This window comes from Roseibium sp. TrichSKD4 (assembly GCF_000148725.1).
GTDB lineage: Bacteria > Pseudomonadota > Alphaproteobacteria > Rhizobiales > Stappiaceae > Roseibium.
The window spans coordinates 391,865-415,229 of the sequence record NZ_GL476311.1 but is presented as its reverse complement, the minus strand read 5'-3'; the positions used below and the strand labels follow the sequence as shown (position 1 = coordinate 415,229).

The 23,365-nt window shown below is 54.5% G+C and carries 39 protein-coding genes; 14 read left to right on the top strand and 25 right to left on the bottom strand.

Annotated elements, in window-relative coordinates:
• Positions 1-40: 40 nt before the first annotated feature.
• The 22 genes from TRICHSKD4_RS10630 to TRICHSKD4_RS10525 all read right to left on the bottom strand — a co-directional run bounded on the left by TRICHSKD4_RS10630 (position 41) and on the right by TRICHSKD4_RS10525 (position 15,354).
• Positions 41-403 carry a gene transfer agent family protein gene (locus TRICHSKD4_RS10630; RefSeq protein ID WP_009759191.1) on the bottom strand — a complete coding sequence of 121 codons (363 nt, stop codon included), beginning with the start codon at positions 401-403 and terminating at the stop codon, positions 41-43.
• Positions 403-843, bottom strand: coding sequence for a phage tail tube protein (locus TRICHSKD4_RS10625; RefSeq protein WP_009759190.1), 441 nt, complete (start codon positions 841-843; stop codon positions 403-405). The genes TRICHSKD4_RS10630 and TRICHSKD4_RS10625 overlap by 1 nt, the downstream gene beginning before the upstream one ends.
• Before the next feature lies 1 nt (position 844).
• Positions 845-1,267: a DUF3168 domain-containing protein gene (locus TRICHSKD4_RS10620; RefSeq protein ID WP_009759189.1), complete on the bottom strand. Its 423-nt coding sequence runs from the start codon at positions 1,265-1,267 to the stop codon at positions 845-847.
• 3 nt (positions 1,268-1,270) lie between these two features.
• Positions 1,271-1,729, bottom strand: coding sequence for an HK97-gp10 family putative phage morphogenesis protein (locus tag TRICHSKD4_RS10615; protein WP_009759188.1), 459 nt, complete (start codon positions 1,727-1,729; stop codon positions 1,271-1,273).
• Positions 1,726-2,073, bottom strand: a complete 348-nt coding sequence (locus TRICHSKD4_RS10610) for a head-tail adaptor protein (protein WP_009759187.1) — start codon at positions 2,071-2,073, stop codon at positions 1,726-1,728. The genes TRICHSKD4_RS10615 and TRICHSKD4_RS10610 overlap by 4 nt, the downstream gene beginning before the upstream one ends.
• Positions 2,074-2,231: 158 nt before the next feature.
• On the bottom strand, positions 2,232-2,822 hold the full coding sequence (locus tag TRICHSKD4_RS10605; protein WP_009759185.1) for a head-tail connector protein: 591 nt from the start codon (positions 2,820-2,822) through the stop codon (positions 2,232-2,234).
• A 17-nt stretch (positions 2,823-2,839) separates the two neighbouring features.
• Complete coding sequence (locus tag TRICHSKD4_RS10600; RefSeq protein WP_009759184.1) at positions 2,840-3,280, bottom strand: hypothetical protein; 441 nt, start codon at positions 3,278-3,280, stop codon at positions 2,840-2,842.
• A 75-nt stretch (positions 3,281-3,355) separates the two neighbouring features.
• Entirely contained in the window at positions 3,356-4,771 is a 1,416-nt protein-coding gene (locus tag TRICHSKD4_RS10595) for a phage major capsid protein (protein WP_009759183.1), read from the bottom strand.
• 10 nt (positions 4,772-4,781) lie between these two features.
• Complete coding sequence (locus TRICHSKD4_RS10590; protein ID WP_009759182.1) at positions 4,782-5,633, bottom strand: head maturation protease, ClpP-related; 852 nt, start codon at positions 5,631-5,633, stop codon at positions 4,782-4,784.
• Entirely contained in the window at positions 5,611-6,885 is a 1,275-nt protein-coding gene (locus TRICHSKD4_RS10585) for a phage portal protein (RefSeq protein WP_247642801.1), read from the bottom strand. The genes TRICHSKD4_RS10590 and TRICHSKD4_RS10585 overlap by 23 nt, the downstream gene beginning before the upstream one ends.
• A gap of 13 nt (positions 6,886-6,898) precedes the next feature.
• Positions 6,899-8,689, bottom strand: coding sequence for a terminase large subunit (locus tag TRICHSKD4_RS10580; RefSeq protein WP_009759180.1), 1,791 nt, complete (start codon positions 8,687-8,689; stop codon positions 6,899-6,901).
• Positions 8,686-9,156: a P27 family phage terminase small subunit gene (locus TRICHSKD4_RS10575; RefSeq protein WP_009759179.1), complete on the bottom strand. Its 471-nt coding sequence runs from the start codon at positions 9,154-9,156 to the stop codon at positions 8,686-8,688. Before TRICHSKD4_RS10575 ends, TRICHSKD4_RS10580 begins: the two co-directional genes overlap by 4 nt.
• A gap of 117 nt (positions 9,157-9,273) precedes the next feature.
• A complete protein-coding gene (locus TRICHSKD4_RS10570) occupies positions 9,274-9,648 on the bottom strand; it encodes a hypothetical protein (RefSeq protein WP_040616643.1) in 375 nt (124 codons plus the stop codon).
• Between the two features lie 212 nt (positions 9,649-9,860).
• A complete protein-coding gene (locus tag TRICHSKD4_RS10565; protein ID WP_009759177.1) occupies positions 9,861-10,463 on the bottom strand; it encodes a transcription termination/antitermination NusG family protein in 603 nt (200 codons plus the stop codon).
• The gene (locus TRICHSKD4_RS10560) at positions 10,460-11,734 is read right to left on the bottom strand and encodes a helix-turn-helix domain-containing protein (RefSeq protein ID WP_009759176.1); all 1,275 of its coding nucleotides are present in this window, start codon (positions 11,732-11,734) and stop codon (positions 10,460-10,462) included. The genes TRICHSKD4_RS10565 and TRICHSKD4_RS10560 overlap by 4 nt, the downstream gene beginning before the upstream one ends.
• A gap of 49 nt (positions 11,735-11,783) precedes the next feature.
• Positions 11,784-12,155, bottom strand: coding sequence for a hypothetical protein (locus TRICHSKD4_RS10555; RefSeq protein ID WP_139052056.1), 372 nt, complete (start codon positions 12,153-12,155; stop codon positions 11,784-11,786).
• 75 nt (positions 12,156-12,230) lie between these two features.
• On the bottom strand, positions 12,231-12,503 hold the full coding sequence (locus TRICHSKD4_RS10550) for a hypothetical protein (protein ID WP_009759175.1): 273 nt from the start codon (positions 12,501-12,503) through the stop codon (positions 12,231-12,233).
• Positions 12,500-12,712 carry a hypothetical protein gene (locus TRICHSKD4_RS10545; protein WP_009759174.1) on the bottom strand — a complete coding sequence of 71 codons (213 nt, stop codon included), beginning with the start codon at positions 12,710-12,712 and terminating at the stop codon, positions 12,500-12,502. Before TRICHSKD4_RS10545 ends, TRICHSKD4_RS10550 begins: the two co-directional genes overlap by 4 nt.
• Positions 12,709-13,452 (bottom strand): hypothetical protein, encoded by a 744-nt coding sequence (locus tag TRICHSKD4_RS10540; RefSeq protein WP_050763392.1) that lies wholly within the window; start codon positions 13,450-13,452, stop codon positions 12,709-12,711. The genes TRICHSKD4_RS10545 and TRICHSKD4_RS10540 overlap by 4 nt, the downstream gene beginning before the upstream one ends.
• On the bottom strand, positions 13,452-13,703 hold the full coding sequence (locus tag TRICHSKD4_RS10535; protein WP_009759172.1) for a DUF2312 domain-containing protein: 252 nt from the start codon (positions 13,701-13,703) through the stop codon (positions 13,452-13,454). Before TRICHSKD4_RS10535 ends, TRICHSKD4_RS10540 begins: the two co-directional genes overlap by 1 nt.
• Positions 13,704-13,705: 2 nt before the next feature.
• Positions 13,706-14,827 (bottom strand): site-specific DNA-methyltransferase, encoded by a 1,122-nt coding sequence (locus TRICHSKD4_RS10530; RefSeq protein WP_009759171.1) that lies wholly within the window; start codon positions 14,825-14,827, stop codon positions 13,706-13,708.
• Positions 14,824-15,354 (bottom strand): GcrA family cell cycle regulator, encoded by a 531-nt coding sequence (locus tag TRICHSKD4_RS10525; protein ID WP_009759170.1) that lies wholly within the window; start codon positions 15,352-15,354, stop codon positions 14,824-14,826. Before TRICHSKD4_RS10525 ends, TRICHSKD4_RS10530 begins: the two co-directional genes overlap by 4 nt.
• Positions 15,355-15,515: 161 nt before the next feature.
• Between TRICHSKD4_RS10525 and TRICHSKD4_RS10520 the strand changes: the two genes are divergently transcribed.
• A complete protein-coding gene (locus TRICHSKD4_RS10520) occupies positions 15,516-16,004 on the top strand; it encodes a hypothetical protein (protein ID WP_009759169.1) in 489 nt (162 codons plus the stop codon).
• Positions 16,005-16,018: 14 nt separating this feature from the next.
• Here the strand turns inward: TRICHSKD4_RS10520 and TRICHSKD4_RS30715 are convergent, their stop codons facing one another.
• On the bottom strand, positions 16,019-16,165 hold the full coding sequence (locus TRICHSKD4_RS30715; protein WP_009759168.1) for a hypothetical protein: 147 nt from the start codon (positions 16,163-16,165) through the stop codon (positions 16,019-16,021).
• A 17-nt stretch (positions 16,166-16,182) separates the two neighbouring features.
• Between TRICHSKD4_RS30715 and TRICHSKD4_RS32305 the strand changes: the two genes are divergently transcribed.
• The gene (locus TRICHSKD4_RS32305) at positions 16,183-17,025 is read left to right on the top strand and encodes a WYL domain-containing protein (RefSeq protein WP_040616641.1); all 843 of its coding nucleotides are present in this window, start codon (positions 16,183-16,185) and stop codon (positions 17,023-17,025) included.
• Positions 17,026-17,033: 8 nt separating this feature from the next.
• Here TRICHSKD4_RS32305 and TRICHSKD4_RS10510 read toward each other — a convergent pair whose 3' ends face one another.
• Positions 17,034-17,531 (bottom strand): phage regulatory CII family protein, encoded by a 498-nt coding sequence (locus TRICHSKD4_RS10510; protein WP_009759165.1) that lies wholly within the window; start codon positions 17,529-17,531, stop codon positions 17,034-17,036.
• Entirely contained in the window at positions 17,528-17,794 is a 267-nt protein-coding gene (locus tag TRICHSKD4_RS32300; protein ID WP_040616640.1) for a helix-turn-helix transcriptional regulator, read from the bottom strand. Before TRICHSKD4_RS32300 ends, TRICHSKD4_RS10510 begins: the two co-directional genes overlap by 4 nt.
• 122 nt (positions 17,795-17,916) lie before the next feature.
• Between TRICHSKD4_RS32300 and TRICHSKD4_RS28110 the strand changes: the two genes are divergently transcribed.
• From TRICHSKD4_RS28110 to TRICHSKD4_RS10455, 12 genes are all read left to right on the top strand, one after another.
• Complete coding sequence (locus TRICHSKD4_RS28110; protein ID WP_050763391.1) at positions 17,917-18,315, top strand: helix-turn-helix domain-containing protein; 399 nt, start codon at positions 17,917-17,919, stop codon at positions 18,313-18,315.
• Positions 18,316-18,647: 332 nt separating this feature from the next.
• Positions 18,648-19,229, top strand: a complete 582-nt coding sequence (locus TRICHSKD4_RS30210) for a hypothetical protein (protein ID WP_139052052.1) — start codon at positions 18,648-18,650, stop codon at positions 19,227-19,229.
• 746 nt (positions 19,230-19,975) lie between these two features.
• Positions 19,976-20,266 carry a hypothetical protein gene (locus tag TRICHSKD4_RS10485; protein ID WP_009759162.1) on the top strand — a complete coding sequence of 97 codons (291 nt, stop codon included), beginning with the start codon at positions 19,976-19,978 and terminating at the stop codon, positions 20,264-20,266.
• On the top strand, positions 20,263-21,048 hold the full coding sequence (locus TRICHSKD4_RS10480; RefSeq protein ID WP_009759161.1) for a phosphoadenosine phosphosulfate reductase family protein: 786 nt from the start codon (positions 20,263-20,265) through the stop codon (positions 21,046-21,048). The genes TRICHSKD4_RS10485 and TRICHSKD4_RS10480 overlap by 4 nt, the downstream gene beginning before the upstream one ends.
• Positions 21,045-21,182: a hypothetical protein gene (locus TRICHSKD4_RS30710; RefSeq protein ID WP_009759160.1), complete on the top strand. Its 138-nt coding sequence runs from the start codon at positions 21,045-21,047 to the stop codon at positions 21,180-21,182. The genes TRICHSKD4_RS10480 and TRICHSKD4_RS30710 overlap by 4 nt, the downstream gene beginning before the upstream one ends.
• A gap of 89 nt (positions 21,183-21,271) precedes the next feature.
• Positions 21,272-21,454 (top strand): hypothetical protein, encoded by a 183-nt coding sequence (locus tag TRICHSKD4_RS10475; protein ID WP_009759159.1) that lies wholly within the window; start codon positions 21,272-21,274, stop codon positions 21,452-21,454.
• Between the two features lie 83 nt (positions 21,455-21,537).
• Entirely contained in the window at positions 21,538-21,669 is a 132-nt protein-coding gene (locus TRICHSKD4_RS32015; RefSeq protein ID WP_009759158.1) for a hypothetical protein, read from the top strand.
• On the top strand, positions 21,666-21,851 hold the full coding sequence (locus TRICHSKD4_RS10470) for a hypothetical protein (RefSeq protein WP_009759157.1): 186 nt from the start codon (positions 21,666-21,668) through the stop codon (positions 21,849-21,851). The genes TRICHSKD4_RS32015 and TRICHSKD4_RS10470 overlap by 4 nt, the downstream gene beginning before the upstream one ends.
• A 23-nt stretch (positions 21,852-21,874) precedes the next feature.
• Positions 21,875-22,189: a hypothetical protein gene (locus TRICHSKD4_RS10465; RefSeq protein ID WP_009466287.1), complete on the top strand. Its 315-nt coding sequence runs from the start codon at positions 21,875-21,877 to the stop codon at positions 22,187-22,189.
• An 83-nt stretch (positions 22,190-22,272) separates the two neighbouring features.
• A complete protein-coding gene (locus TRICHSKD4_RS10460) occupies positions 22,273-22,701 on the top strand; it encodes a tellurite resistance TerB family protein (RefSeq protein ID WP_009466288.1) in 429 nt (142 codons plus the stop codon).
• Between the two features lie 2 nt (positions 22,702-22,703).
• Entirely contained in the window at positions 22,704-22,829 is a 126-nt protein-coding gene (locus TRICHSKD4_RS31660; protein WP_009466289.1) for a hypothetical protein, read from the top strand.
• A 222-nt stretch (positions 22,830-23,051) separates the two neighbouring features.
• A complete protein-coding gene (locus TRICHSKD4_RS10455; RefSeq protein ID WP_009466291.1) occupies positions 23,052-23,357 on the top strand; it encodes a hypothetical protein in 306 nt (101 codons plus the stop codon).
• The last annotated feature ends 8 nt before the right edge of the window (positions 23,358-23,365 follow it).

Genomic DNA, 23,365 nt, shown 5'->3' with positions numbered 1-23,365 from the left:
TAGATTTCCGAAAAACGAATTTTGCCATTCGGCAGATCATCTACGCGCTCGGCGCGTCCAGATTTCCCGGCGTATCACCACCAACTTCTTCATCCGGCACGCCAAAGAGCGCTACCTGCAAGATGGCAACCGCATGCGTAACGTTTTCTGCAATCGGCCTCTGCTTGACGTAGTAGTCCACCTTGGAAGCCGCTTCGGAAGCAGGCATACCGCCTCCCATAAGCCCAAGGCGGATCACATGAGCAATGTCGCCAATGCGCCAGCTGCCATCAAGAAGCCTCGAAAGCATAACCTGCGGGCCGCAGTCCATTGTCTCCTGCAGCTGCTCGATTTCCCCCCAGCCAAGGCGGAAGCTGTATTCACCATCCGCCCATTTCAGCTGAAGGGACCCGTCGCGGCTCATCAGACGATAGCCCAGGTGATTGGCCCGTCCCCTTGTATCGAGACATTTGCTGTCGCCCGTCCGCCCCGCTCAACCGCGGTTTCAAGCGATTCAAGATGAGCATTGCCAGTAAAAGTGATGGTTTTGCCGGGAAATTTCTGCACCACTTTTACCGGCACAGAAGTAACGCCACCAAATGCATCCAGCCAGGTCTCGACGCTTTCCTCGGCAAGGACGCCCTCACCCGACACCGACCAGGAAATGGATTCCACATCCCGGCCAACTGCAATTGGGGCATCCGGATCATCACAATCGGGGATTAGCACCTCGGAGAGCGATTTGCTTAAATTGAGCGCCTTGGAAAGAAAACCACAGGGAGCCGTGTAGGTAATAGCCCCCTCATTTTCTACTCCAAGCATCACATCGAATTTGCCAAACCTTAGCGTAGTAGACTGTGCCATTTTATGTGTCTCCTGTCTCAATCACGGCCTCGAAGGTGAGAACCGCCCTGTTTGTCACCCCGTCCCGCTCCCGGAACGTCCTGTGCAGCCTGTGCCTCAAGAGCGCCAAGGCGTTTGTCGGCAGATCGATCTCCGCCTCATGCAGCGCCCTGCGCACGGACCCGGCCAGCTCCATGACTTCCTGTCGGGAAAAGGCCGCCCCCGACCCGTTGCTGTAGCAATCGATCTGAAACCCAATCTCCAGCGCATCGATGCACTCGGCATCCACAGTCACGGCATCCGTTGGACCGAAGGAGATGTAGGGATAGGTCGGCGGGGTATCTGGCGGTCGCTCGTAGATCCGATCAGCAACCATCCCAGACACAGCAGCATCCGCTTTCATGTGCGCAATCAGGGCCGCAACAAGCTCATAAGTCGCATCCATGGATCAGCCCTTTGCCGCAATTTCTTTCGCAGCCATGCGAACCGCTCGCGATATTCTGGAGACTGTCCGCTTTTTCATGGCGCGCCACGAAACGAAGAAGAATGGCTGGGCGGGGATGGCCGGGATCGTTGCCCCCTCAAACTTGCCGCCCGCTTTGTGCGCAGCCGTGCCAAATTCCACAAACCGCGCATAGAAAGTCTTCTCATCACCGGCATAGATTTTCAGGGAAAGCTTCCCGTCCGATGACGCAATTTCGCCGATTGTCATCGCCCCTTTGGGAGCCTCTCCCCACGTCCAGCCGATGGACTCCCGCAAGTCTCCGCTATCGGAAGGCGCTAGGTGCTTCATGAGCGCGACAACCTCATTCGCGCCCTTTTCCATCGCAGCCTTGACGCGAGCCTCGGCAAGCTTGGGGAAGCGGTCAAGTTTGCGCTTGAGCCGCCCCAATCCCTTGATGGTCACTGACCCGGTCCGCCCGTTTTTGCCAGAAACTCGACATAGGCCCCTCTCGGCATAACATTGGTCGGGGGGGACACAATGTCGTAGGTCACACCCGTTCGGGCATTCTTGACCCGCCAGTCCGTTCCAACCTGATCAAGACGCGCTTGCCGACGAACCCTTACCGTCATCGGCTGCACACCTTGAAGCCGGGCATTCACATATGCCTCGCCGCCCAAGCGCGGGATCATTTCCGCAGCCGTGGTGAAAATGGTTTCATAGTCGCCTGTGGCCTGACTGCCGAAACCGTCATCGCTCGCCTTTCGGCGCTGAAACTCAAGTTTTTCGCGTAAATTTCCCGCTGACACCTTCCGGCCTCCGGGTTTTGACCGCAGCATCCGCCTTCAATGCCAGATCCGCGCATGCGCGCGGGACAAAGAGCGTATGGCCTGCCAAATAAGTGATGATGGTCTGACTGGATGGTTGCCAGTCAAAATCCTTGGTGAATTTGATCCAGGGCAAAGAATTACACTGCAATGCGCCGATACTGGCGGGCAAGAGATTCCGCACCGTTTGGAATTTGGCGAACTTCTGCCCCCTGCACAGCATCTTCGCGATGTTCGTAAAGATGCCCAACCGTCAAGAGGATTGCCGCCTTAATAGAAGCCGGCACTTTTTCTGCCCCGCCGAAACCGGCAGTAAACTGGACACGTACCGCGTCAGGACGCTTATCCGTTTCAGGCCAATTCGCCCAGGCGGATTTCAAAACTGCAGCGCCCGTGACTTCATTGACAACATGATAGCAAGCTGCGCCCAAAACCTGTTCTGAACCGCTCAAATCGACGTAGGCAACAGCAACGCTGGCCTCGTCGATATCCGGGAAAGGAAGCTCGATACGCCCACAATGCGGGAAAGCATCCAGCCTGACCTCCCAAATTTGGGAGACAAGACACCGTCTGAGAAAACCGTTCCAGCCGTCAAACCTGTCGGTTGCAGCATCAATGAGACCTTCGATCAGGATATCCTCATCAGGAAAGTCCACCCGCAAATGTGCCTTGGCCTCAGCAAGGCTGACCGGCTTTTCGGAAGGTGCGGTAATGAGCTTTGGGCGCAGCATGATAGTGAACCCGACCCTTAAGCCTGGTTATCTTCTGGCTGGCTGTAGCCATGCCCCAGCAAAATGCTGGCAGAGAACGGCGTTCCAGCTCCGTGCGAACCGCTAAAGTCTGCAGACAAACGCAAATATCGCTCGCCGCCTTTATAGCCGCACCGATACACGCCAGCAGCAGCGTGCTCAGCTGAGAATGCTTTAATAACGCCGCCTTCCTCAACACTCTCAATACCGAGCACATCCGTATCGGTGACAGCATTGAATTCTGAACCGTCTTGGGAATGCTCGAGTTTGAGTTCGATCTTGTTTGCATCGCTGAAGACGATGCCGCCAACGCCGATATCAACCAGGATTTCTGCCGCATTGTGATCCTGCAGATCCACAATCGCGCCCACCAAAGACGCAGAGTGAACAGCGGCCCCAATAGCCACTTTGCGCGTCAATTCCGAATGAATGTCTTTCATCGGTCACACCTTTCAATTTTGTATGGAAGAGAACAACCGGTCAGAAGGCCGACCGGTCGCGCTATCTGACCCGGATCAGGTCGAACACTTCAAAAGCTTGATGGCTTCAAAGTTGGAAACGCCGCCACCGACACGCTTGGTTGTGTAGAAGCCAATCTTACCCTTTTGCGTCAATGGATCACGCAAGACCCGAATACCGATCCGATCAAGGATCAGATAGCCGCGTTTGAAATCACCAAACGCAATCGGCAGAGAGTTGGCTTTAAGCCCCGGCATGTTGTCATCAGTGGCAACAGGTTTTTGAAGGATTGTTGCTGGCATGTCGGCTCCAGTTGGCGGAGCCCAAAGGTAATTTCCGTCCGCATCCTTCATCTTGCGGACAGTCCCCATCACGCGATCACTCATCAGCCAGGTCGCGCCACTGCGATATCCTTGCTTGAGCGCGTAATACAAGTCGATCAAAGCATCTGCAGGCGCTGTTCCTGCAAATCCATCCGCCTTGCCCGTCACAACATGACCCAGCTTGCCCCAACTGCCAGCAACTGAGTAGTTATCGTTCTTGACGGTCTGGTATCCAAGAAGCCCGCGCGGTTTCTTGTTCCCGTCTCCGCTCACAAACGCCAGTGCTTCCTGTTCGGCGAACTCGGTCACAACTTCATCCGCCAACCATGCCGCAATGTCGATGGACGCGTCATCGAGTATGGTTTGCGTTGTCCACGGATTGGCATAGATCTCCATGATCGTGAAAAGCAATTCGCGCAGCTTGGGCGTGTCTGTTTCATCACGCGACTGTTCTTCACCAACCCAACCAGACTTCGCACCGCCGACATTAACCAGTTTCTTGTATTCACCGGTCGAGACATTCATGACCCGCGCAAGACTGCGAACTGCGGAAACCGTACCAAGAACCCTGTCAATTGTCCCTTCTGTTTCCGTTGGAACAACATAACCGCCGTCTGGGTCAGACTGCGTTGTCAACTGCGCAGACACCTCCAGCTCGTGAAGGCCATTTTCTGCACCCCGCCTGAAATAGCGATTGAAAGCGTCTGCATGTTCGCGGATGGCTGGATCACCCGGACCAGATCCCGAACCACCAACATTCAGCGCCTCAAGCATCCGGTTTGTTTCATCAAGGGCATTTTGAAGCGACGTGATTTCAGCGTTAATTCGCTCAACCTTCTCAGTTTGGACAACGTCCGCAAACCGATTATCAAGGCCCTTCAGCGCCGCATCGTTCTCTTCCTTGAATGCCTGAAACGTGCGCTTTAGCTCATTCAGGATTTCGACGGAATTTGAAGCATCTGCCAAAGGCGCTCCAATAAGCCCCCGTGCACGATTGTTCAGACCAGGCATCACAGTCATTGCCAATGCAACACCAAGTTGGTCATAAGACGCAAAGACAAATATGCCATCGCCACCAGCAAAACTGAGAGCAGGCACGACAAGAAGCATCAGGGCGCTGAGCACCTCGGCAAAAATTCCAGTTTTCATGGGAACCTCGTTAGGCTTTCATCATCTCGATAAGCTCCCGAACGGAAGCTTCATTAATGCCTGCATCTCGCGCGGCGGGGTGACGGCTTGCATCTCGCAGGGCCGCACTCGATTCCATTGCTGAAATCAATTCTGTTCGTTGTTGGCGGGTGTATCCGGCCTTCGCCAGAGCCGCTTCGGTTCGCCTCTTGGCAATCAGAGAAGCCTTGCCGTCATGCACATTGGCTTCCGGGATTGACAAACCGTTGTCGACAACATCCGCGAACCCAAGCTTCTTGGCATCCTCCGGTGATAAAAAAGTCTCTTCGTCCATCAAACGAACAATATCAGCCCGATCCGCGCCAGTTCTGGCCTCATATATATCGACGATACCAGCATCAAACTTTTCAAACAGCTCCATTCCGGCCTTGAAGTCATGACGGTTCCCGACAACAGCCCCCCAGGCATTGTGGACCATCATTTTAGTACCCGGACCCATGCGGATTTCATCGCTTCCCATTGCGATGATTGATCCCGCCGACGCCGCCCAGCCAACAACCTCAACCGTTACCTTGGCCGGGTGCTCACGCAGCAGGTTATAGATGGCCGTCCCTTCAAACAAATCACCACCAGGGGAGTTGATTTGAACTGTGACATCCTCGTCACCAATTGCGCGCAAGGCCGCGCGAGCCCGCTTGGCTGTGAAACCTTCGCCGGTCCAGGGATCTTCTCCGATCACGTCGAAAATGGCGATTGTGTTCTCAAGGCTCCCGGATGCCATGGGGGCTTCAGCCCAACTTGCCAAAACATCAGACGGAGCGTCCCATTGATAAGCGTTTGGCTTGGTGAAACCGCTCAATTCAGGTAGCGTCCGCAGACTCACGGCCTTCTCCTTCTTTGTTTGCAAGAGTTCCAGCGGTATTGGGCGGCGGGTAGTATATGTTGCCATCCTCGCGCGGGTTCATATCTTCCAGTTTGCGAACCTCATTTGGCGAGAAAACACCCCACTGGAGCATGGATGTGAAATACTCTTTGCGAGCCTTCATATCGCCCTGAACCAAGGCGTTTCGATTGAAGCGCGCGTAAAGGTCAGGCTCATCATCTGAAATCAAATCTCGATTGACTGTTTCTTCCCAAGTGGTGAAATCGTCTTCAGCACTGAAAGTCTTGAACCCTTGGGTCTGTTGCTCAAGACCCGTTCCCCAGCTGGTCGATTTTTCTGTGTCGCCAATCATGTGAGGCGGTACGCCGAAAAACATCGCAATATCTGTTCGCGAGAATTTGCGGCTTTCCAGCCACTGCGCATCTTCCGCCGTCATTGCAAGCGCTTCGGTTGACATGCCCTCTTCGAGAATGAGCGCTTCACCTTCATTTTCCCCACCCGCGCGAAAGGCATTCAGGCTCTTGCGGAGCGTCTCAACGCCTTCCTCACCAAGTGATTGCGGGTGCTTTAGAACAAAGCTGACCCGTGCTCCATTCTTGAATACAGAAGCACCATGCTCTTCCTGGGCGATGGCAAGACCAATGGTTTCGCGCGCGTATTTAATAACCGAAACACCTGTGACGCCATCCAGAGAAAGTCCGACAAGATGGAAAACATCTGATTGCCCGAAAGGAATGGTACGACCATCGCGCCGCTGATACTCATACACAATCGAAAGATCATCCAACTGCCTGGTTGTCACCCTATCCGGGTGCAATGGAATAAGCTCCTGAACGTCACCTCTGACCCCACGAATAATTTTCGCAAAGGCATTCCCGCGCAATAGCAAGTGTGCTTCGAGCATTCTTTTGAATTGGGATGGCGTCTGCCACCGGTTTGGCCGTTTTGTAAAGATTGTCCACAATGGATGATCAAATGCGTTCTTACGGGTGTCATCATCAACACGTCGCTTTATTTGCAACGGCAGGTTTGCCACAACACTGGACCGAATCCGCACGCAGGCAAAAACGGCGGCAACCCGCATAGCCGTTTCAGGTGTTACGCGCGCACCTGATTTGGTTTCAGCGCCACCTGAGATCACCTCTTCCAGCTCCTGGATGGTTCTAATGAGCTTCCCGCCGCCATCAGACTGCATCGCATTTCGCGGTTTGGAGCTATCCTTGGATGCGCCAAACCGTTTGAGAGCTGACATCAAACCCATCGCGTTAAACCTTCAACAAACCACGGCGCTTATAGACGGAAGGCTCTACCACGCGTTTTTCCCGGCAAGTCGCAACACCGATGGACATTGCCTGGCTCACCATCCCATCAATACGTCCAAGAGCCTTGGACTTGTCGAACATGCGATGACCAGTCCGGTTTTCCGCATAGGTGACCGAAGATGCGCAGTGGTTCATCATTGGATTGGGGTGGATGCGAATGCGCCCTTCATAGATCGCGTTTTCAAACTTGTTGATGGAATCCGGCATCCACAAATAGACTTCCTGCGCACCTTCCGGCTGGGTATCATCTTTCTCGATGATCCGCTTTTGAAACCCCTGAGGATGGATCGTCATCGGCAAATCTGCACCGATGTCGTTCAAATGGTCCTGGAGATTTTCAAGACCGTATTGGTCACAGCCGATTTCAACCGGATGGGCGATAGCGCAAATTTCCTGCAGAGCCTCAGCCACCCAGCGATAGGAAATCCTGTCACCCTTAACCGCCTCGATATGCCCGTCATCCACCCACCGGTCATATGGAACACGATCTTCTGCCGCCCTTTGGCGGAGCGTATTCTTTGGCGTCCAAAACCATGTCTTTGATGCAAAAACTTGGCTGTCACGGGCTTCATCCAACACCCATGTCAGGGTGAAGGCCGTGAAATCCCGTACACGTGACAGATCCAACCCACCAAAACAGCGATAACCAGCCTCGACCAGAGAAGCCATTTCAACTTCACCAAGGCAACCCATCCAGGTTGCCCGTGAAAACGCCGCTGTTTCCGCATCCGTCCACTCGCAGAAATGCAGACGCGCAATGCCATTTCGCTTGCCAGGCATTTTTTTTGCCTGATCTACCTGAAGCGCCAAATACTTCTCAGTAAGAATGCTTCCAAGAAGTGGATTCGGCTTACCCCAACAACTTGGATCGTTTTCCCAATCATCGTCCTCATCAAGCGAGCAGACGAAAGCAAAAGTCGTGTCATCCTCAACCAAGCCAGCTGCGACATTGATCGCGTGTGTATGTTCCTCATAGCAAATGGAGTTGCGGTCTGTACCGGAATTGGTCGCCATGCAAAGGAGGGGCTGTTTGCGGAATTTGAAGCCGCGCTCAAGCATTTCAATCGTTGATCGATCACGGTGCTCATGCACCTCATCGCAAAGCGCCATGCTGGGGCGCGGACCGGATTGCCCGCTGTCTTTCGAAATGGGTTTGAACTCTCGCTTACCACCATCGCCCGCACGGTAGACAAGACTGTAAACCGGATCGATCCCAAGTTGCTTGATCCGGCTTTTCAAGCTTGGCGACTGGTCCACCATGGCGACGGCATCCTTAAACAGGATCTGCGCCTGATCTTTTTTAGACGCTGCCGCATAAACTTCTGCGCGCGGCTCACGCTCTTTCACCAGACCAACGATGCCTATCCCGGCCAGCATCGGAGATTTGCCGTTGCCCTTTCCCTCTTCGTCATAGAACCTGCGAAACCGTCGCAAGCCTGTTTCAACATTTTTCCAACCAAAGAGCGACCCGACCCGAAATTGCTGCGATGGATGTAAATGAAAAGGCTTGCCCTCAAAGTCTCCGCCGTTCAGGCGCAACCGGCGATGAAAAAAACCGATCACGTCCTTTGCAGCATCAACGTCCCAAACAAAACCTCGGTCACAGGCGGTGTCCAGATCCTTCAAATGCCGCTCAGCTGCATTTCGCACATGTGGTCCGGCCAGAATCCGTCCAGCATGAACATCTTCGGCCCATGCGGTCACCGGATCCTTTTCTGGGTCAGTTCGTGTCACGCAAAATCGCCATCGTCAAATGGAAGGTCGCCCTGCGGAGCAACAGACCGCAGACCGCGTTCAGCTGCAGGCGTTAACCCGAAATCTCGCGCCAAGGTCAGAAATTGCCGAAACGTTTCATTGAGTTGCCCAACTTCTGGCCGGTTTTTTATTTGCTCGCCATTGCGCGTTTCGCTGACGTAAGTCTCACCAACACCGGGGGTGTTGATGTATTTCCGCAATTGCTCATGACGCGCAAGCGCCTCGCACATCAGCACAAAGGCTTCCAGATTGTGCCATGCAAGCCGCGCGACTGTTGGGGCGGCAACATGCGGCGCAATCCGGTCGTAAACCTTCGAACCGGCTGGGGTCAGCCAATCCGGCTTGAGATCAGCCGCAAGCTGCTTCCCGCGCTCCTGCACATTTTGATGCGCTTCGGCACCGGTCAGAGGAACGACGTTTTCATTTTCAGATTTACGTCCGCGCATGGCTCTTCAGCGCACCTTCAACAAAGGTGGCTTTTTGTCTCCAATTTCGACTTTTTGTACAAAAACCCTCACCCACCGGTCCTTGGCGGGAGGGTTGTGAACTTTCGACCCGCCCCCCTACCTGTTGGCAGGGTGCATTGGGTCCGTTGGCCATCCATCTTCACCGGCATCGCAGACAAAACCTCTGCGCTCTTCCGCCTGCTTGACGATGTCGTGATGATCCGGGCAGAGCGTTTGCAGCTTGCCAAGGTAAAACTTGTAGGCGTCGCCTTTGTGCGGGTTTATGTGATCCGCAACGAGAAACCGCCGACGCGGATTGTCTTGCAAGCTTCCGTCCATCTTACGAGAGCCATCATTGACCAATCCAGCCGCCGAACACATCCGGCACAACGGCTCCTGTTGCAAATGAGCTGCCCGACGCTTGCGCCAACGCGCGGTCTTATAACGCTTGCGGTATTCTTCAGCCTCCGCGCTGCGCCTATCGTAACGCACTGCCCATCACCTGAACCAAAAAAGGCCCGCATGACGCGGGCCAGTTGCGATATGTCTTGAAATTTTCCATAAAAACCCACCGCACCAACTCCGCCGCTCCGGCGTTTATTGTTGGCTGGGTTCGCCGCCCGTCTCACGTCTGTTTGGTGTAGCGACCAGAGGGTCAAGCCCAGGTGACGGGGATTCAACGAGTTGTCCTGCCGTAAAAACTCTCAGGCTTCCCGGCATATGTCAACCGGGACATTCACAGGCATGGAAACACACTCGCCTTTCACTTCGGCCTGCACCCGTGCTTTCGCAAGATCATATCCCGTCACCACAGCAGAAAATCCTTCCATCGGGCCAGCGATCAAACGCACCTTGGAGCCAATATCAAAACCGATTGCTTTCTGCGGTTTTCCGCCTGTTTGAAGCTGTTCACAATGATCAATGATATCCACCACACGCGCCGATGGCACCCTGTGCGGATACTTGTCAGCCCGGAATGACAGAAGACCGGAAACACATCCGCAAGACAGGATTTCATCAACAACACTTCCCGTGGAAAAGTCTGTACAGACGAACAAGTATCCACGAATAAGCGGCTGCGAATTGTCAATCATCTTCTTGCAGCGTGGCTGTCTGCGTCTCCCCGGCCTCATCGGCAGATAGGCCAAAAGCCCGCGCTCGGTCAGTTGACGCAGCGCGTGCTGCTCCTTTGTTGGGTGGCAACAAGCAACCAGCCAGCCCCCCGCGCTCACGCGCACGAGCGCACGCAGGAAGTCGTAGTCATTGGCAAGCGCCCGGTTTTGCACCCTTACGTCCATCTTGCTCATTGCGCGGCCTCTTCTGCGTTCAGTTGATGATAGTTCGCTTCAAAAATCGCCAATGCCGCCGCAACAGCCGCGCGCACGTCTGCGTGCCCATCCGGCAAGGCGGGCATGTAGACCCATTCGGGCAGCTCGCGGTCTGCACCCAGCCACGGCCAGCCGCGCTCTTCGTGCAGCCGCTTCCACGCTTGCCACACCTCGCCGCCAACCTTCACTTGGGTGAACCCTTCGGCCAGACCAGCCAAGGCCGCTTGCACTGGAACACCGAGCCGCCGCCGAATGGCCCGCTCGTGCATGGTGTTCACGCTAGGCCAGCCACCAGCGGCCTGCTTGCGTCGCAATTCGGTTTCCCGATCCAGCGTCCCGGCCTCAATCATCGCGGCTTGAAGCCGGGTAAACCCGCTGATCCGGCCATAAGGGGACCGCATCAAATCGGCGAAGCGAACCGCCCCCCATTCCTTGCCAAAGGGCTTTGCCGTGCTTGGCGCTGCGCTGGCACTTGCCGCTTGTTCCGGAAGCCGTTCCCAACGCCTCTCGGAAAGGTATTTCGAAAACGCAACGCAGTGCTTTCGCCCGATCTCCTTCATGTGTGCCAGATAGGCTGGCACCGCCTTGGCCGCCGCATCCCGATCTGCTTCCGAAAGATCAAACCAAGCCCGCTCTGCAGTCACCTCGCTATCGTCCGCATGGGTTGGCCAGCCGGCATGGACACGACGAAGCCTTGCTTTCCACGTTTTCCGTGTCGCCGTTTCCGGCACAGCCTCACCGCTTGCGCCCGCACTTGCCCGCTCGCCCTCGCGCTCTCTCTTCCGTTCAATGGGGTCGTTAAGTGGGGTCGTTAACATAGGTGCCGACCCAGAGTCGGCAGGGGGTGCCGATATACCGGCAGGGGTGCCGACTGATCGGCACGGTAATTTTACGGATGAAAAGGCATCTCCCTCACCTGCTCCGAGGTCGTTTTCGGGCCCTGGAATTGCCCCCATGTCCGGGTGGACCGGATCCAGAATAACGCGGAACATATGCGCGCTATCCCGCCCGTTTTCGGTTTCCTGTATGTGTCGCTCTAGATAGCCAGCCTTGATCAAACGATCGATGGCAGCCTGCACAGTTGAGCGCGCGCACCCCATCTCGTTCGCCATCTTCACTTGGCTACGGCGACACCATCCACAATCATCTGTATGGCGACCCAACACACACAAAACCTGCAAGTCACGCGGCTTTAAACTTGTGTCCGTCGCCGCTCTTGCAGGGATAATGGAAAGGCGGGGAGAGTTCATGCACACCTCCCCTGCCAACACCCTTCCAACAATGAAAAGGCAAACGCTTTTAAATCGGCAGGTACCGGAAGCGTACCGAAGGCAAATTCGGAGCCTCCCCAATGAAACCGCGGGAGACATAAAGGCGCGAAAAGAACATTTGTACTGCACCAGGCATAGCAAATAACACCAAGTTGTCGTGTTCTACGCACACCCCATCGATGAGTTTTGCTATCGCCTTCATTCGCCTTAAGGTCTCTCCGGGAGGGATGTCGATAGCTTCCGAGACCTCTACTAAATCGATCTCGGCCACACCACAGCATGGCGCGTCCGCGTGACCAGCTTTCGCATCGTCTAGCAACAACGCAAAAATCAAGCGGTCCTGCAGATCGGTAATGAGGTCGAAATAGTATCGGTGCTTTAACGGCAATTGGTCTTCCAAGAGAGACTCCACATTTTTGATGTAAACACCGTATTTTGGAGGCGACATCAGAAACAAGCAAGCACAACCCCTCACTCATGAGCAGCCCTCCGCATCCATGGCCAGCACCACCGTGCAGTAGCGCCCCAGCCCATGCGGCGCGCGCAAAAAACCATTGGACACAAGCCAGATCAGAGCCGAGGTGACTAGCATAAGCGGGAGTTCGAGTTCATTCGCCAGATGCTCCAGCTCCAGCGCTATGGCCTTCTTGTCGCCTCGGCAGCCCGCGACCGCCCGCAGCACGCGCTCCCGCAAACCTCCCGGCGTCAAGCCCTGCCGCTCTGCCCAAATGACAGCCTCAACGCTCATGCGCCACCTCCCGCGCCCTGCAGGCGCGTCGGCATGGTAAAGCGCAGGTCCGAACGAACGGCCATCACACGCACCCGCCCGCCTTCACGCGAGCTGGCAGCCGCATCCACAATGTCGATTTTCACCGCCCGTCCGCGCCGCGCCCAATAGGCACGAATATGCACCGCGCATTCTTCATTAAACCGGCGCTCGGCTTCGTGATTGGTCATGCGGCCACCTCGCTCAATACGGTATCGACATTGGCCTTGATGACTTCGAAGGAGACTGCGATTACCAAAGGATTAGTATCCCATCCGTTGTCGCGCTTATCGTTGAGGCTATTCCAGAGCTTGCGGAACGACGCTACTGGTGTTCGCGCCTGGTTTTCTCCATAGTCACTTTCCCACCACGCACTAGAATCCGTTTCTGACTGCATTGGTAGCGGACGGATACCCTCAGCCTTCGCATCAGCCTCACTGATTTCCTGCAATCGCTGCACCCTGACATCGGTCACGTTCAAGGTGATGCGTGACGCCCAACGGGGCATGTGCATAGAAGCTCGAAACCTGCCAACGGGTTCACCTTCACGAAATCCGTCTCCCCCTAACCATTGATGCGCGTGGTTGTCAGCTTCGGTTACCCGTGGGCACCAAGGGCCGTGGTATCCAAGTTCCTTGCACCGCGCCTCGATCTGCTTCGGAGACAGATGGTCAAGGCTTTCAGGGGTGCGCCACGCCTCGCGAACCCAAAGCAAGTCGCCGGTCGCGCATGTCCGTGGTGCTTGGCGCGCTGACACGTAGTCGCTGGAAGGGGTCAACTGAACATAACGCGGGCCGTCTGATCCGCGCCTTGAAACGACAGCGTGGCTGTAATCTCTCGGAATGGTTAGAACTCTCCGCGTTTGTGTCTTCCTGCCGTCAAGCAAGGCGCGGACCATCGGCCCCGAGAAACGGATATTGCGGACGTTCATCAAACACCTCCCCCGCCCGTCAGCGCATCCATGTAGAGGTCGTAGACCGCCGCCTGTTCCTCACGCTCATGCGGTTGCTTGCGCAGATCGCGGATCACCATTTTCAGAATTTTTGTGTCAAAGCCCTCGCCCTTGGCTTCCTTGTAAATGTCGGCCTTGTCGTCATTGATCACCCTGATCTCTTCTTCCAGCCGTTGGACGCGCTCTACAAATGCGCGAAGGCGTTCGCCCACAACTCCGTTGCTACTCATACTCAGGCTCCGATGACTTGGTCTGAAAACAGCGGACCAGCGCTAAGGTCCGTTTTGGCATTTCTGCGCGCACGCTCATCGGGCCCCATAAAGCACTGCTCTATGCGCTCCCCTGCGATCCGTGCGTATTCCGGATTAATCTCGATCAGTTGCGCCTGGCATCCATGCGCCAGCGCAGCGATTGCCGTGGTGCCGGCCCCTCCAAAAGGATCGAGAACAACTCCACCCTTCGGACAGCCTGCTTTGACACAACGTTGCGCCAATGCGAGAGGGAAGGTAGCGAAATGCGCGCCGGGGAATGGAGAGGTGGCTATTTTCCAGACATCTGGCTGTGCTGCCTCAGGTTCCCAATTGCGAAGATTGCGACCCGGATAGTCTGCGTTATGCCTAGCCTCAAATTCGGAAAGCGAGTGAGGGCGAGAATTTGGCGGGCTGGCACTGCTGTTGGTGTCTTTGCTCCGGCTACCACGATTGTGTTTGATTGTATCGTGCGCACCTGGCCCAGATGCCCAACCTGCCACAGTGTGTTTCGAGACCTTGTGCTGCCCTTGGCGCACGGCATTGGCGTCGTAGAAATACTTCGCGGATTTTGACAGCAGGAAAATCTTTTCATGCGCTGTGGCCGGCCTATCGCGGATGCTTTCAGGCATCGGGTTCGGTTTGGCCCAAATGATCTCGGAGCGCACCCACCAACCAGCTTCCTGCAGCGCTATCGCCAGTCGGTTCGGGATCATGCAGAGGTCTTTTGGCTTTAATACACCCTGAACAGTAGAAAACGGCTTATCCCGGAATGTCCGGTTGTCGTTGCCTTCCGCTTTTGTGTCAGCGGCACTGCGCCCGTTCGGACTGGATGCGTAGCAATCGCCGTAGTTCAGCCAGAGGGTGCCCGTTGGTTTCAGGACGCGCCGAACTTCTTCGAAAACCGCAACCATGAGCGCAATATGTTCGGCGAGCGTCGGCTCCAACCCGATCTGGCCTTCAACGCCGTAGTCCCGCAAACCCCAATATGGTGGCGAGGTAACAACACAGTCGACACTCTCGTCGGGAAGCGTTGCCAGCATTTCCAGCACATCTCCCACATGCAGAGCGACCTTGCCCTCAACAAACTGCAAAACGTTACTCATGCCCCGCCCTCCGGCTCACCCTGCTCGTCATTGCGGAAAACCCGCTCAGCACAGGCCGAGCAATAGGTCTCTCCCTGCTCCGTTTGGTTGCCGCAAAACCGCTTTTCAGTCGGGGCAACAACACCCGACCCCCAAAGCGGAAACCGGCATTGCTGCGCCTTGACTTGAAAAATGTTCGGATGTTTCACCGGCGCTGCAGGCTCAACAGAAGGTGTAAGGCGTGGCACAGGCCGTAGCTTCACCACCTTGCCAGCACCCGCCTCACGTGCCCGTGCACGAGGCGCTTTGCTTTTCGCAGCGCGGCCCGCGCCCGCGCGCGCCGCCACAACTGCCGGGTTTGTCGAAAGAGAAAACCGGCGAACGATCAACCGCACATGCTGCAGGCCAACGGAGCCGTAAATCACGGCCAAGGCATCAGCTGCACCGGCCAAATCCAGCCCGAGCACCAGCTGATCAAAAACGGCATCGCGCTTCTGCTCATCACTCAAGGCCGCCCAGCTCAGGTCTTGGGTGTCAGACAAGCTCATGAGCGCACCTCATTCTCTGGCAAAAGCGAACCGCTGGTAGGCCTAGCCTCAGCAGCCTTACCCACAGGGTCGATAGACGGTCTCCGCTCCAACCGAACGGATTCGATCCTTGTGTGATATAGAGAAAACACACCTTCAAATTGCAGCCTTTGGAGCAGGCTATGGTCGATATTCTTGATCTCGTTAGTCAAAATGCGCACACGATTGGCACCGGACTTCGGCACACCAACAGCGCCCTCGACATTGTTGGAAAACTGAAGACACTCGCGCGCAAGTCGAAGGCGACGCCTGATCCGGAACTTGAGAGCCTCGTCACCTCCCTCGCCAATGAGGTCGCAGACGCAAAGCTGGCCAATCTTGCGCTCAAGGAGCAGCTGATTGAGCTCAAAGAGGCGATACTGAACGCAGATAACGCGCAGTCCAAGCTTGGTCGCTATGAGCTTTGTGAAACGCCAGGCGGTTACACGGTGTATCGCCTCAAAGAGGCGCATACCAACGAAGAGCCCCTGCACTACGCCTGCCCATATTGCTATGCGGACGGTCGAATAAGCATTCTGCAGGGCGGTTTGGATTTTAAACAGTGCTTTGTGTGCAAGACCGAGCCGCATTTTTTCTTCAAACCAAAGCGCGGCCCAATTACCTTTGTTTGATTTGCCAGCCCCCATCACCAGCGCCCTCCACTTTCCGGCAAAGGTCCGAAGTCACGCCCGATCTGGCGACGCCAGCGCACCTCATCGGCATTGCGCTCAGCAGCCGCCACAGACAGCAGATCGAAAAACCGGTCACAGAATGTGAGAAACAGGCCGATCATGCTGCCAGTCTCTCTACATGAGAACGGACTCGACTTTCACGGCGGTATTTGGTGCTATCGCCTCGTTTGATTTGGAGGATTTTGAAATGTCGTTTCTCAACGCGGCCCGTACGCTTCTTGATATTCGGGGAGATATCACACCACCACCACCGAGAGATATCGTTCTTCCCTGCGATGACCTGCCTGAAGAAGAACCATACGAGCAAAACGATGTCGGCACTGCCGAAGGGCAGTCCTTCATGATTGAATACAAAGACAGCAAAGGACGAATATCCACACGCCGTATCACTGTTTGGGGGATTAAACGGAACACCGCCAACCACGTTCTCCTTTACGGCAAATGCCATGAACGCAAAGCAGACCGGAGTTTTAGGGCAGACCGTATCCTGACCTGCTTCGATTACGACGGTGAAGTGCATGAAAACGTTGAACAGTTTCTCAAAGACACCTTCGGAATGCCCGCGTCTTTTGAACTGAAGCAATCCCCCAAAGAGGCTTGGGACGATGCCCGCGACATAATCCGTCCTCACGTTCAGATTTTGGCCGCCGTTAGTCTTAGTGATCACGTCATGCAGGAGTGCGAGATATCTGTCGGCACCGCACATTGCCTCGCAATCGCCGAGGAAAACGGACTGAAGCCGGACACCAAAAAGATTCGTGCGTTTTTCAAAAGAGTAAGACCTACTGAAAAATCGCTTTTGAGAACCTGCGACGACCTCAGGAGTTGCCCGCCCCATCAGATAAGCAGCCTCATTACGGCAGCTGTTGCCGTTATGGATGCAGATGGCGCTCGACACCAAGAAGAAGTAGAGCTGATTAACCAACTCTCCGAGGAGTTGCTTGGAATGCCCGTCGCGTAAAACAATACTCATTGCCCGCCCCCCTTCTCGGAAACTTCCAGAAGGCGGGCGCGGATCATCAAGAGCGCTTGAATATTGCCGTCGATGGCATCGATCATTTTGTAGTCGCGCACTTCCTCGGGCGAAATCTCGCCGTCATCCTCAAGCGCTTTCAGCACCCGCTCGGAAACCTCGGCCCCCTTGCGAACCACCTCGCTTAATCCTTGCGTCCAGGCGGTCGGGCGTTTGGTGCAGTTCTGAAACGGAACAAAAACACCATGGGCAAGGCGGCACATCGTGTTCAGGATCGATGTGTCATGCGTGTCCATGACAAGGTCCATCACGATATCAATCGGCATGTGACAATCGGCATGACGCGGGTTGGTTGAGCCATAGGTCGAAAGGGTTTGCTGGCTAACCCGCGTCGCCTGTTCAGCCTCGGTCTGGCTCCCCGCCGCGCGAAGTGTGCTCCGGACACTTGTCTTCAGCGCGCGCCGATCATGCTCTGTGGTAGGCCGGACCATCATCCCGTAGCTCCTTCGGAATTACGGGGTGACACATTGGGCAGATTGGAAGATTGTTTCTCGGATGAAACACCATCACCTGAATGCAGGAGTGGCGCCTTGGCAGCTATCCATTGCTCAATTGCGCGCTGCACCATCCCGCGGGGCGAATGTACACCGGATTCCAAGCGGCTGATTGTAGCCTGAGTGGTACCAAGCTGTTGAGCCACAGCCTCCTGAGACAGTCCAAGAGCAGTTCTTATCGAACGAAGTTTCGTATAAGGCACCTAGCACCCCCAATCGTTCGTACGATTGATACGTATCGTATCATTTATGTCAACACCAATGGTATGAAAAAATGCGCTTAGCTCTCCGCTGTAACTCAGCACCAACGACTGTCGGCGTATTCATGGACAAAAATGATCGATTGAGAAAAGCGAGGAAAGATGCAGGTTTCGCCTCGGCAACAGCCGCGGCAGAATCCCTAGGCGTGAACCTGTCGACTTACATCTCGCATGAGAATGGCAACCGGGATTTTAACGAGGAAATAGCGGCAAAATATGCCAGAAGATTCTCGGTTGACGTCACTTGGCTTATTTTTGGAACGCGCCCTACGAAGGACTCTACCTTTACCGCCCAATTACTTGAGAGCGGGATCGAAGACGAAGAACTATTTATGGAAGCATATAGAGAGGCAAAGGAGCTAGAAGAAGAGTATCTGGGCGGCCCTGGACCAAGGATCAAATTTTCTAAAATGCATTGGATGATCTACGCGGAAAAATTGGCCAATAAAAAAGGCTCCAGTTAAATTTCACGACAATTTCACGCTCACGCTGCGTAATCTGGCTCGCATACCTCACGCATCGTATGTTTGGGATAGTAGATTATGGACAATTGCCCGCATTACTTGAAATACAAGCACCTGTATGTGGGCGAGCGTGCGCTTAATAGACATGAGCAGCTGCACGACTTGCTCGACGCCGCCGAGATTTCAGGATGTTACATTTTCGCAGTTATCATTTGCATCAGATTCTACGGGCACTCCAATCCAAGAGAGCTCAAAGTTCATCAAATAGATAGATTTTACAATTGGCTTGACCCCATTGTTTCAGCTGCGCTCCATAATGCCGCTCGTAAACAATGACAAAAAACTTTGTCCAAGAATTGAATATCACCGACGTTTTGTCCGGTGGGGCTGATGAAGAAGCGAGAAGGCTTCTTGAGGTTTGGTATGCCAACAACGGCATTCTCTGTGATGAGTTAATTTCCTTAGCGCCATTACTACTGATTTTCGATGGAAGCATGACGACTGCCAGCAAACCAGAAATGTTGCTGTGTGGTGAACAATCACTTGCGGCTCAACTACTGGGAAACGAGTGGGCGGAGCAGCCTGAAAGCGCGGTTTCTACTTTAAACAAACAGTATATCAACCTTATTGAGCAAGGATACAAACGCACCCTGCAGACAAACCGGCCAACATTTGAACTAGTTTCGACCAGCCTACAACACTCCCAGACCACCGACCTCAAACTACGTTATCAGAGATTGATTTTGCCATTTCAGACAAGTCTTGGTGCTCCGTTTTTACTTAGTTATTCTCACGACGTCGGAACGCATCCTCGCCTAACGGATCCCAAACCAAACGGCAAATCCCCTCAGTCCCTACCCCGACGAAATATGGGTCAAACCAGTCCTTCTCGGCTGGCCCGCTCCTCCAATTGAATCCACTAGGGCGCGCCAATGTGTAACCCCACTTTGTGTGGTAACTACCTCTGATCTTTTCTGGGCGCATAAATCCATAGAGTAAATTTGGCTGCCAGCGTGAGTAAGCAGCTAGAATCAGCAGCCTTTGCAAAAGCCCGAGAATATTCTTGCCCCGCCATTCTTTCTTAACATGCCCCTCGCCCACATAAACAAACGGACCTTCCACCAATTCTAGGAAAGATATAGAACCTCGATTTAACGATACTTGCTCACCGTTCTCCGATTTAAACACCCTCTCCAAGTATTCAACCAGATGCCTCTCCAGACTCTTCCCTCGTACATCCAAGTATTTTGCCGCAACTGTACCAACACAATTACCATCGACATCATAAACACCAGCCCATAGCACACTGTTGGGTGGGAGTGTATTAAGTGACTTATTGAAGTGTTGCCCCACTTGGTTGGCTTTTCCCGACTCACGGGCCGCAATCTCTAAGTCATTTACTTCGTTTGATATAACGACATCCGCGAGCCCCAGCTCCAATAACCTATCGGAGAGCGTTGTTATTGCTCGCGATAGCTGCAGCACGTTTGGTTCAAAAATACTACTAATCATAATTTCAACCCTCCAAATTCAATAACAGAGACGCCACTGCAGCGCCTACATTTGGGACATTTTGTATTGACATGATACGTTTCGTATTGTTTTTATACGATTACGTCTGATGACGAAGCCCACGCCGTGCACCGGAAAAGGAGCCGAAATGGACACCGTATTCTACCCGCTATCCGCTGGTGCGGCAGCTTTCGTGATCACATTGGTTGTATTGATTTTGCTGTTCGTGCTGATCGCTTTGGCGATGCAAAAACCTCAGGCAGCTGGCACGCATCCTTTCGGCCTGCCACTCAGGTCCGAAGAACCTTGCAGCTCGACTTCTGAAACAGCCTTCCTTTCCTCCCGGGCTGATGAGGACACACGAGCTGCCCCTTGCCGCCATGCCACACCTCCCGGCATGGCGGCACTTTCCACCGCAATGCGCGAGGCAAAATCATGACTTGCCCACGCGACGTGTTGCAGGGAAGTTCTGCGCTCCCGGTTTCACTTCAGATCATTCAGCTGATCAGCCAGGGCGCTTTATTCGTGGTCAATCATTCTGGCGGAAAAGACAGTCAGGCGATGTTGATCAAGCTACGCGAGTTTGGTGTTCCCGACGATCAGCTTCTGATCATCCATGCTGATCTCGGGAAGGTCGAATGGGCTGGCAGTCAAGAGCACATCAAACGTACATCCTTTGGATTGCCGCTGGTCGTTGCCAAGGCTCGCCGCACATTGCTCCAGATGGTGGAAGAGCGCGGCATGTGGCCTTCGCCTCAGCAGCGCCAATGCACCAGTGATTTGAAGCGCGGGCCGATTGAGCGTGAAATCCGTCGACACCTCAAGGCAAACCCTCACTATCGCGGGCTTGTCGTCAACTGCATGGGTATGCGGGCGCAGGAAAGCCATAACCGCGCCAAAGCCGAGAAGTTTCGCTTCAATGCCCGAAACTCCAAGGCGGGCCGAGAATGGTACGATTGGCTACCTATCCATGATCTGACAGAGGTTCAGGTCTACTCCACCATAAGAGATGCAGGCCAGTCACCGGCATGGCCGTACTTTGCAGGCATGACCCGCTACTCATGCTGCTTCTGCATCATGGCAAGTGAAGCTGATCTGAAAACAGCAGCTACTCTCAATCCGAGCCTCTACAGGGAAGTTGTCAGACTGGAACGCAAGGTGGGACACACCTTGTCCATGACGCGCCGACCTTTGGAGCAAATCACAAGGATCGCCGCATGACTGAGTTTCTCGACGCTCTTTTGAACCGGCCTGTCTATTTGGGCTGCAGCCCACAACGCCAATACCGAAATCCGGCAACGGCCTATTTGGTTTGCCTGATGGCGCTGGTTTTCATCATCGAACGCGGCATCTGACCAACCGGAATTGTGATCCCCAAATCACGCACATCAATCAAGAAATGAAATTGATGCGCTGATCGCCCCTGTAAAGAAAGGACTTTGAAATGAACAACTTCAAATTTGAACTGAACGATGAGGTCAAGATTTCCATCTCCGGTGAAACAGGCATTGTCACCGGCCGCGCCGAACATTTGGACGCAAGAGACCAATACCACGTTCGTTACAAGTCCGCGGACGGTCGCGGCATCGAAAGCTGGTGGTCTGAGGATGCGCTGGAAGCCGCCTGATTTCCCGTTTTAACACCGGGCACCGGTCCCTTTCTCAAGCCTGAGTTTCAGAACCAAACGCAAGAGCCAAAGGGATCGGACCCATGCATGACGCCCGCCTCATCCTCTCATGCTGCAAAACCGGCGAATGGTGGAAAGTGCGAAACACAAGCGAAGCCATGCGCCTCGCCCGCACCAAGGGTCTGGTTGATTTCGAAATCGGAGAAGCACAGTGACTGAGCTTAACCTCACAAATCGAAAGCGCGTTTCCAAGTACATCAGGGACTTCCTAGGAGACATGGAACAGGAAGCCCTCTCAGCTGAGGATAGCGGTGATCAGAAACTCGCCAAAGATATTCGCGCCGTCGCCAACGCCACCCACAACGCTGCAAGCATCCGAATTGTGGCTAGGTCGTAAGCACCTACTGAACGGAGCATGAAATGACCCGAGATGAACGTTCCCTATTGCTGTTTTTCGAATGCGCCTTTGTTGATCATGGCGGGTTGCTGGATACGCAACACATGAACAGCGACGACATGCAAACAGCGGCCAGATGGTCGGAAAGCGGTTATATTCGCTTCGAAAGAGTCTGCGCGAAAGACCGGTGTCTCACCCGCAAAAACTACTGCGTCTGGCTGTCAGAGAAGGCCATGCACGATGCTCATTCCGAACGGAGCGCGCACGCTCTGAGATGCTGGGAAAAGCGCAGGATCCGGACTGTCTCTGAGTATCACTCAGAACCCGTCGCCTCCTAATCAAATCCCCCTGCCCACGACCGCTAAACCATGGACAGGGGGCAACGGCCATGATCGGCCATCACCAACCTAAGGAAGCTAACATGCTTGGGAAATTGAAACAAAAGCTCGAAGGATCGATGAACCGGTTCAAGGGCAAGACGGACTTTCTGGAAGCGGTATGTGCAGCAGCCGCACTTGTCGCCGCCGCCGATGGCGAGATTGAGGACGCGGAAATCAAGGCGACAATCCAAGGCATTTCCTCCAATCCGAATTTGGCAGGGGCGTTTCCCTCCCGTCAGATCGAGCAAACCCTGGAGAATATGTTCGAACGGACCAAGGGCCGTGCTGGCCGTATGGGGCTTTATGGCGAAATCAATGACATCGCCAATGACGCTGATATGGCGGAAACGGTTTATCTGACAGCGCTCGACATCTCCGAAAGCGACGGCCAGATCGAGCCTGAAGAAAAGGCGGTCCTTGAGAAGATCGCCGCCAAGCTCGGCTTGAACCCGGCGAACTACGACGCCTGATCGTGTTCTCTTTCCTCATTTTGATCAGTGGCATCGCGCTTGGTTGGTACCTGCGCGGTGCTGCGGGTAAGGCCAACCCGATCAACTACGTCAAAGGCCTGTTTTCAGGAAAGGACGGGACGCACTAGCGCCCCGCCACCTCAACGAAAGACGCGGAATGGCCCGTTTGGGCCCAAGCTATCCTCGCCGGGGGGTACCACGGCCCTGCATTGCAGGTGACGCAATCCGGGTCGGGCAGGCGGACGCAGCAGCAGTCTTGTTGGGTTGAACTAGTGGAACCATCAGAGAAGCCCGGAGGGGTGACGCAGCCGGTGGGAGCCCGGCACACAAATTGAAGAAGAAAGGCCGCCATGATGATTAAGGGATTTTCTGTTTACCGTCGCAACTTCGGGCATTGGGATGTTTCCTCCCGCGAGCACGGGCGGTTGTTCCGTCTTCGCGGCGGGCCCAGCCAATGGGATGTAATCGACGAGCGCGAAGGTAAAGGCCAAAACTCCAGCCTTATTTCCTTCAAGGATCAGGCCGCGGCGATGGCCTTCATTTGCGCCGAACTTATGCATGAGCTTTTGACGGTTGAAGGCCAGCCGCCACACGTCATGGAAGCGTGGAATATCAACTGGACTAGCGAGTACGATCCGCTTGGACCTCAGCAGTGATAAGAAAG

What these genes read in the sequence shown, in the direction of transcription:
- TRICHSKD4_RS10630 (WP_009759191.1), bottom strand. Translation starts at nt 403, where the DNA reads ATGAGCCGCGACGGGTCCCTTCAGCTGAAATGGGCGGATGGTGAATAC.
- TRICHSKD4_RS10625 (WP_009759190.1), bottom strand. Translation starts at nt 843, where the DNA reads ATGGCACAGTCTACTACGCTAAGGTTTGGCAAATTCGATGTGATGCTT.
- TRICHSKD4_RS10620 (WP_009759189.1), bottom strand. Translation starts at nt 1,267, where the DNA reads ATGGATGCGACTTATGAGCTTGTTGCGGCCCTGATTGCGCACATGAAA.
- TRICHSKD4_RS10605 (WP_009759185.1), bottom strand. Translation starts at nt 2,822, where the DNA reads ATGCTGCGCCCAAAGCTCATTACCGCACCTTCCGAAAAGCCGGTCAGC.
- TRICHSKD4_RS10600 (WP_009759184.1), bottom strand. Translation starts at nt 3,280, where the DNA reads ATGAAAGACATTCATTCGGAATTGACGCGCAAAGTGGCTATTGGGGCC.
- TRICHSKD4_RS10595 (WP_009759183.1), bottom strand. Translation starts at nt 4,771, where the DNA reads ATGAAAACTGGAATTTTTGCCGAGGTGCTCAGCGCCCTGATGCTTCTT.
- TRICHSKD4_RS10585 (WP_247642801.1), bottom strand. Translation starts at nt 6,885, where the DNA reads ATGTCAGCTCTCAAACGGTTTGGCGCATCCAAGGATAGCTCCAAACCG.
- TRICHSKD4_RS10575 (WP_009759179.1), bottom strand. Translation starts at nt 9,156, where the DNA reads ATGCGCGGACGTAAATCTGAAAATGAAAACGTCGTTCCTCTGACCGGT.
- TRICHSKD4_RS10565 (WP_009759177.1), bottom strand. Translation starts at nt 10,463, where the DNA reads ATGAGCAAGATGGACGTAAGGGTGCAAAACCGGGCGCTTGCCAATGAC.
- TRICHSKD4_RS10560 (WP_009759176.1), bottom strand. Translation starts at nt 11,734, where the DNA reads ATGAACTCTCCCCGCCTTTCCATTATCCCTGCAAGAGCGGCGACGGAC.
- TRICHSKD4_RS10550 (WP_009759175.1), bottom strand. Translation starts at nt 12,503, where the DNA reads ATGAGCGTTGAGGCTGTCATTTGGGCAGAGCGGCAGGGCTTGACGCCG.
- TRICHSKD4_RS10545 (WP_009759174.1), bottom strand. Translation starts at nt 12,712, where the DNA reads ATGACCAATCACGAAGCCGAGCGCCGGTTTAATGAAGAATGCGCGGTG.
- TRICHSKD4_RS10540 (WP_050763392.1), bottom strand. Translation starts at nt 13,452, where the DNA reads ATGAACGTCCGCAATATCCGTTTCTCGGGGCCGATGGTCCGCGCCTTG.
- TRICHSKD4_RS10535 (WP_009759172.1), bottom strand. Translation starts at nt 13,703, where the DNA reads ATGAGTAGCAACGGAGTTGTGGGCGAACGCCTTCGCGCATTTGTAGAG.
- TRICHSKD4_RS10530 (WP_009759171.1), bottom strand. Translation starts at nt 14,827, where the DNA reads ATGAGTAACGTTTTGCAGTTTGTTGAGGGCAAGGTCGCTCTGCATGTG.
- TRICHSKD4_RS10525 (WP_009759170.1), bottom strand. Translation starts at nt 15,354, where the DNA reads ATGAGCTTGTCTGACACCCAAGACCTGAGCTGGGCGGCCTTGAGTGAT.
- TRICHSKD4_RS10520 (WP_009759169.1), top strand. Translation starts at nt 15,516, where the DNA reads ATGGTCGATATTCTTGATCTCGTTAGTCAAAATGCGCACACGATTGGC.
- TRICHSKD4_RS30715 (WP_009759168.1), bottom strand. Translation starts at nt 16,165, where the DNA reads ATGATCGGCCTGTTTCTCACATTCTGTGACCGGTTTTTCGATCTGCTG.
- TRICHSKD4_RS32305 (WP_040616641.1), top strand. Translation starts at nt 16,183, where the DNA reads ATGAGAACGGACTCGACTTTCACGGCGGTATTTGGTGCTATCGCCTCG.
- TRICHSKD4_RS10510 (WP_009759165.1), bottom strand. Translation starts at nt 17,531, where the DNA reads ATGATGGTCCGGCCTACCACAGAGCATGATCGGCGCGCGCTGAAGACA.
- TRICHSKD4_RS28110 (WP_050763391.1), top strand. Translation starts at nt 17,917, where the DNA reads ATGGACAAAAATGATCGATTGAGAAAAGCGAGGAAAGATGCAGGTTTC.
- TRICHSKD4_RS30210 (WP_139052052.1), top strand. Translation starts at nt 18,648, where the DNA reads ATGACAAAAAACTTTGTCCAAGAATTGAATATCACCGACGTTTTGTCC.
- TRICHSKD4_RS10485 (WP_009759162.1), top strand. Translation starts at nt 19,976, where the DNA reads ATGGACACCGTATTCTACCCGCTATCCGCTGGTGCGGCAGCTTTCGTG.
- TRICHSKD4_RS10480 (WP_009759161.1), top strand. Translation starts at nt 20,263, where the DNA reads ATGACTTGCCCACGCGACGTGTTGCAGGGAAGTTCTGCGCTCCCGGTT.
- TRICHSKD4_RS30710 (WP_009759160.1), top strand. Translation starts at nt 21,045, where the DNA reads ATGACTGAGTTTCTCGACGCTCTTTTGAACCGGCCTGTCTATTTGGGC.
- TRICHSKD4_RS10475 (WP_009759159.1), top strand. Translation starts at nt 21,272, where the DNA reads ATGAACAACTTCAAATTTGAACTGAACGATGAGGTCAAGATTTCCATC.
- TRICHSKD4_RS32015 (WP_009759158.1), top strand. Translation starts at nt 21,538, where the DNA reads ATGCATGACGCCCGCCTCATCCTCTCATGCTGCAAAACCGGCGAATGG.
- TRICHSKD4_RS10465 (WP_009466287.1), top strand. Translation starts at nt 21,875, where the DNA reads ATGACCCGAGATGAACGTTCCCTATTGCTGTTTTTCGAATGCGCCTTT.
- TRICHSKD4_RS10460 (WP_009466288.1), top strand. Translation starts at nt 22,273, where the DNA reads ATGCTTGGGAAATTGAAACAAAAGCTCGAAGGATCGATGAACCGGTTC.
- TRICHSKD4_RS10455 (WP_009466291.1), top strand. Translation starts at nt 23,052, where the DNA reads ATGATGATTAAGGGATTTTCTGTTTACCGTCGCAACTTCGGGCATTGG.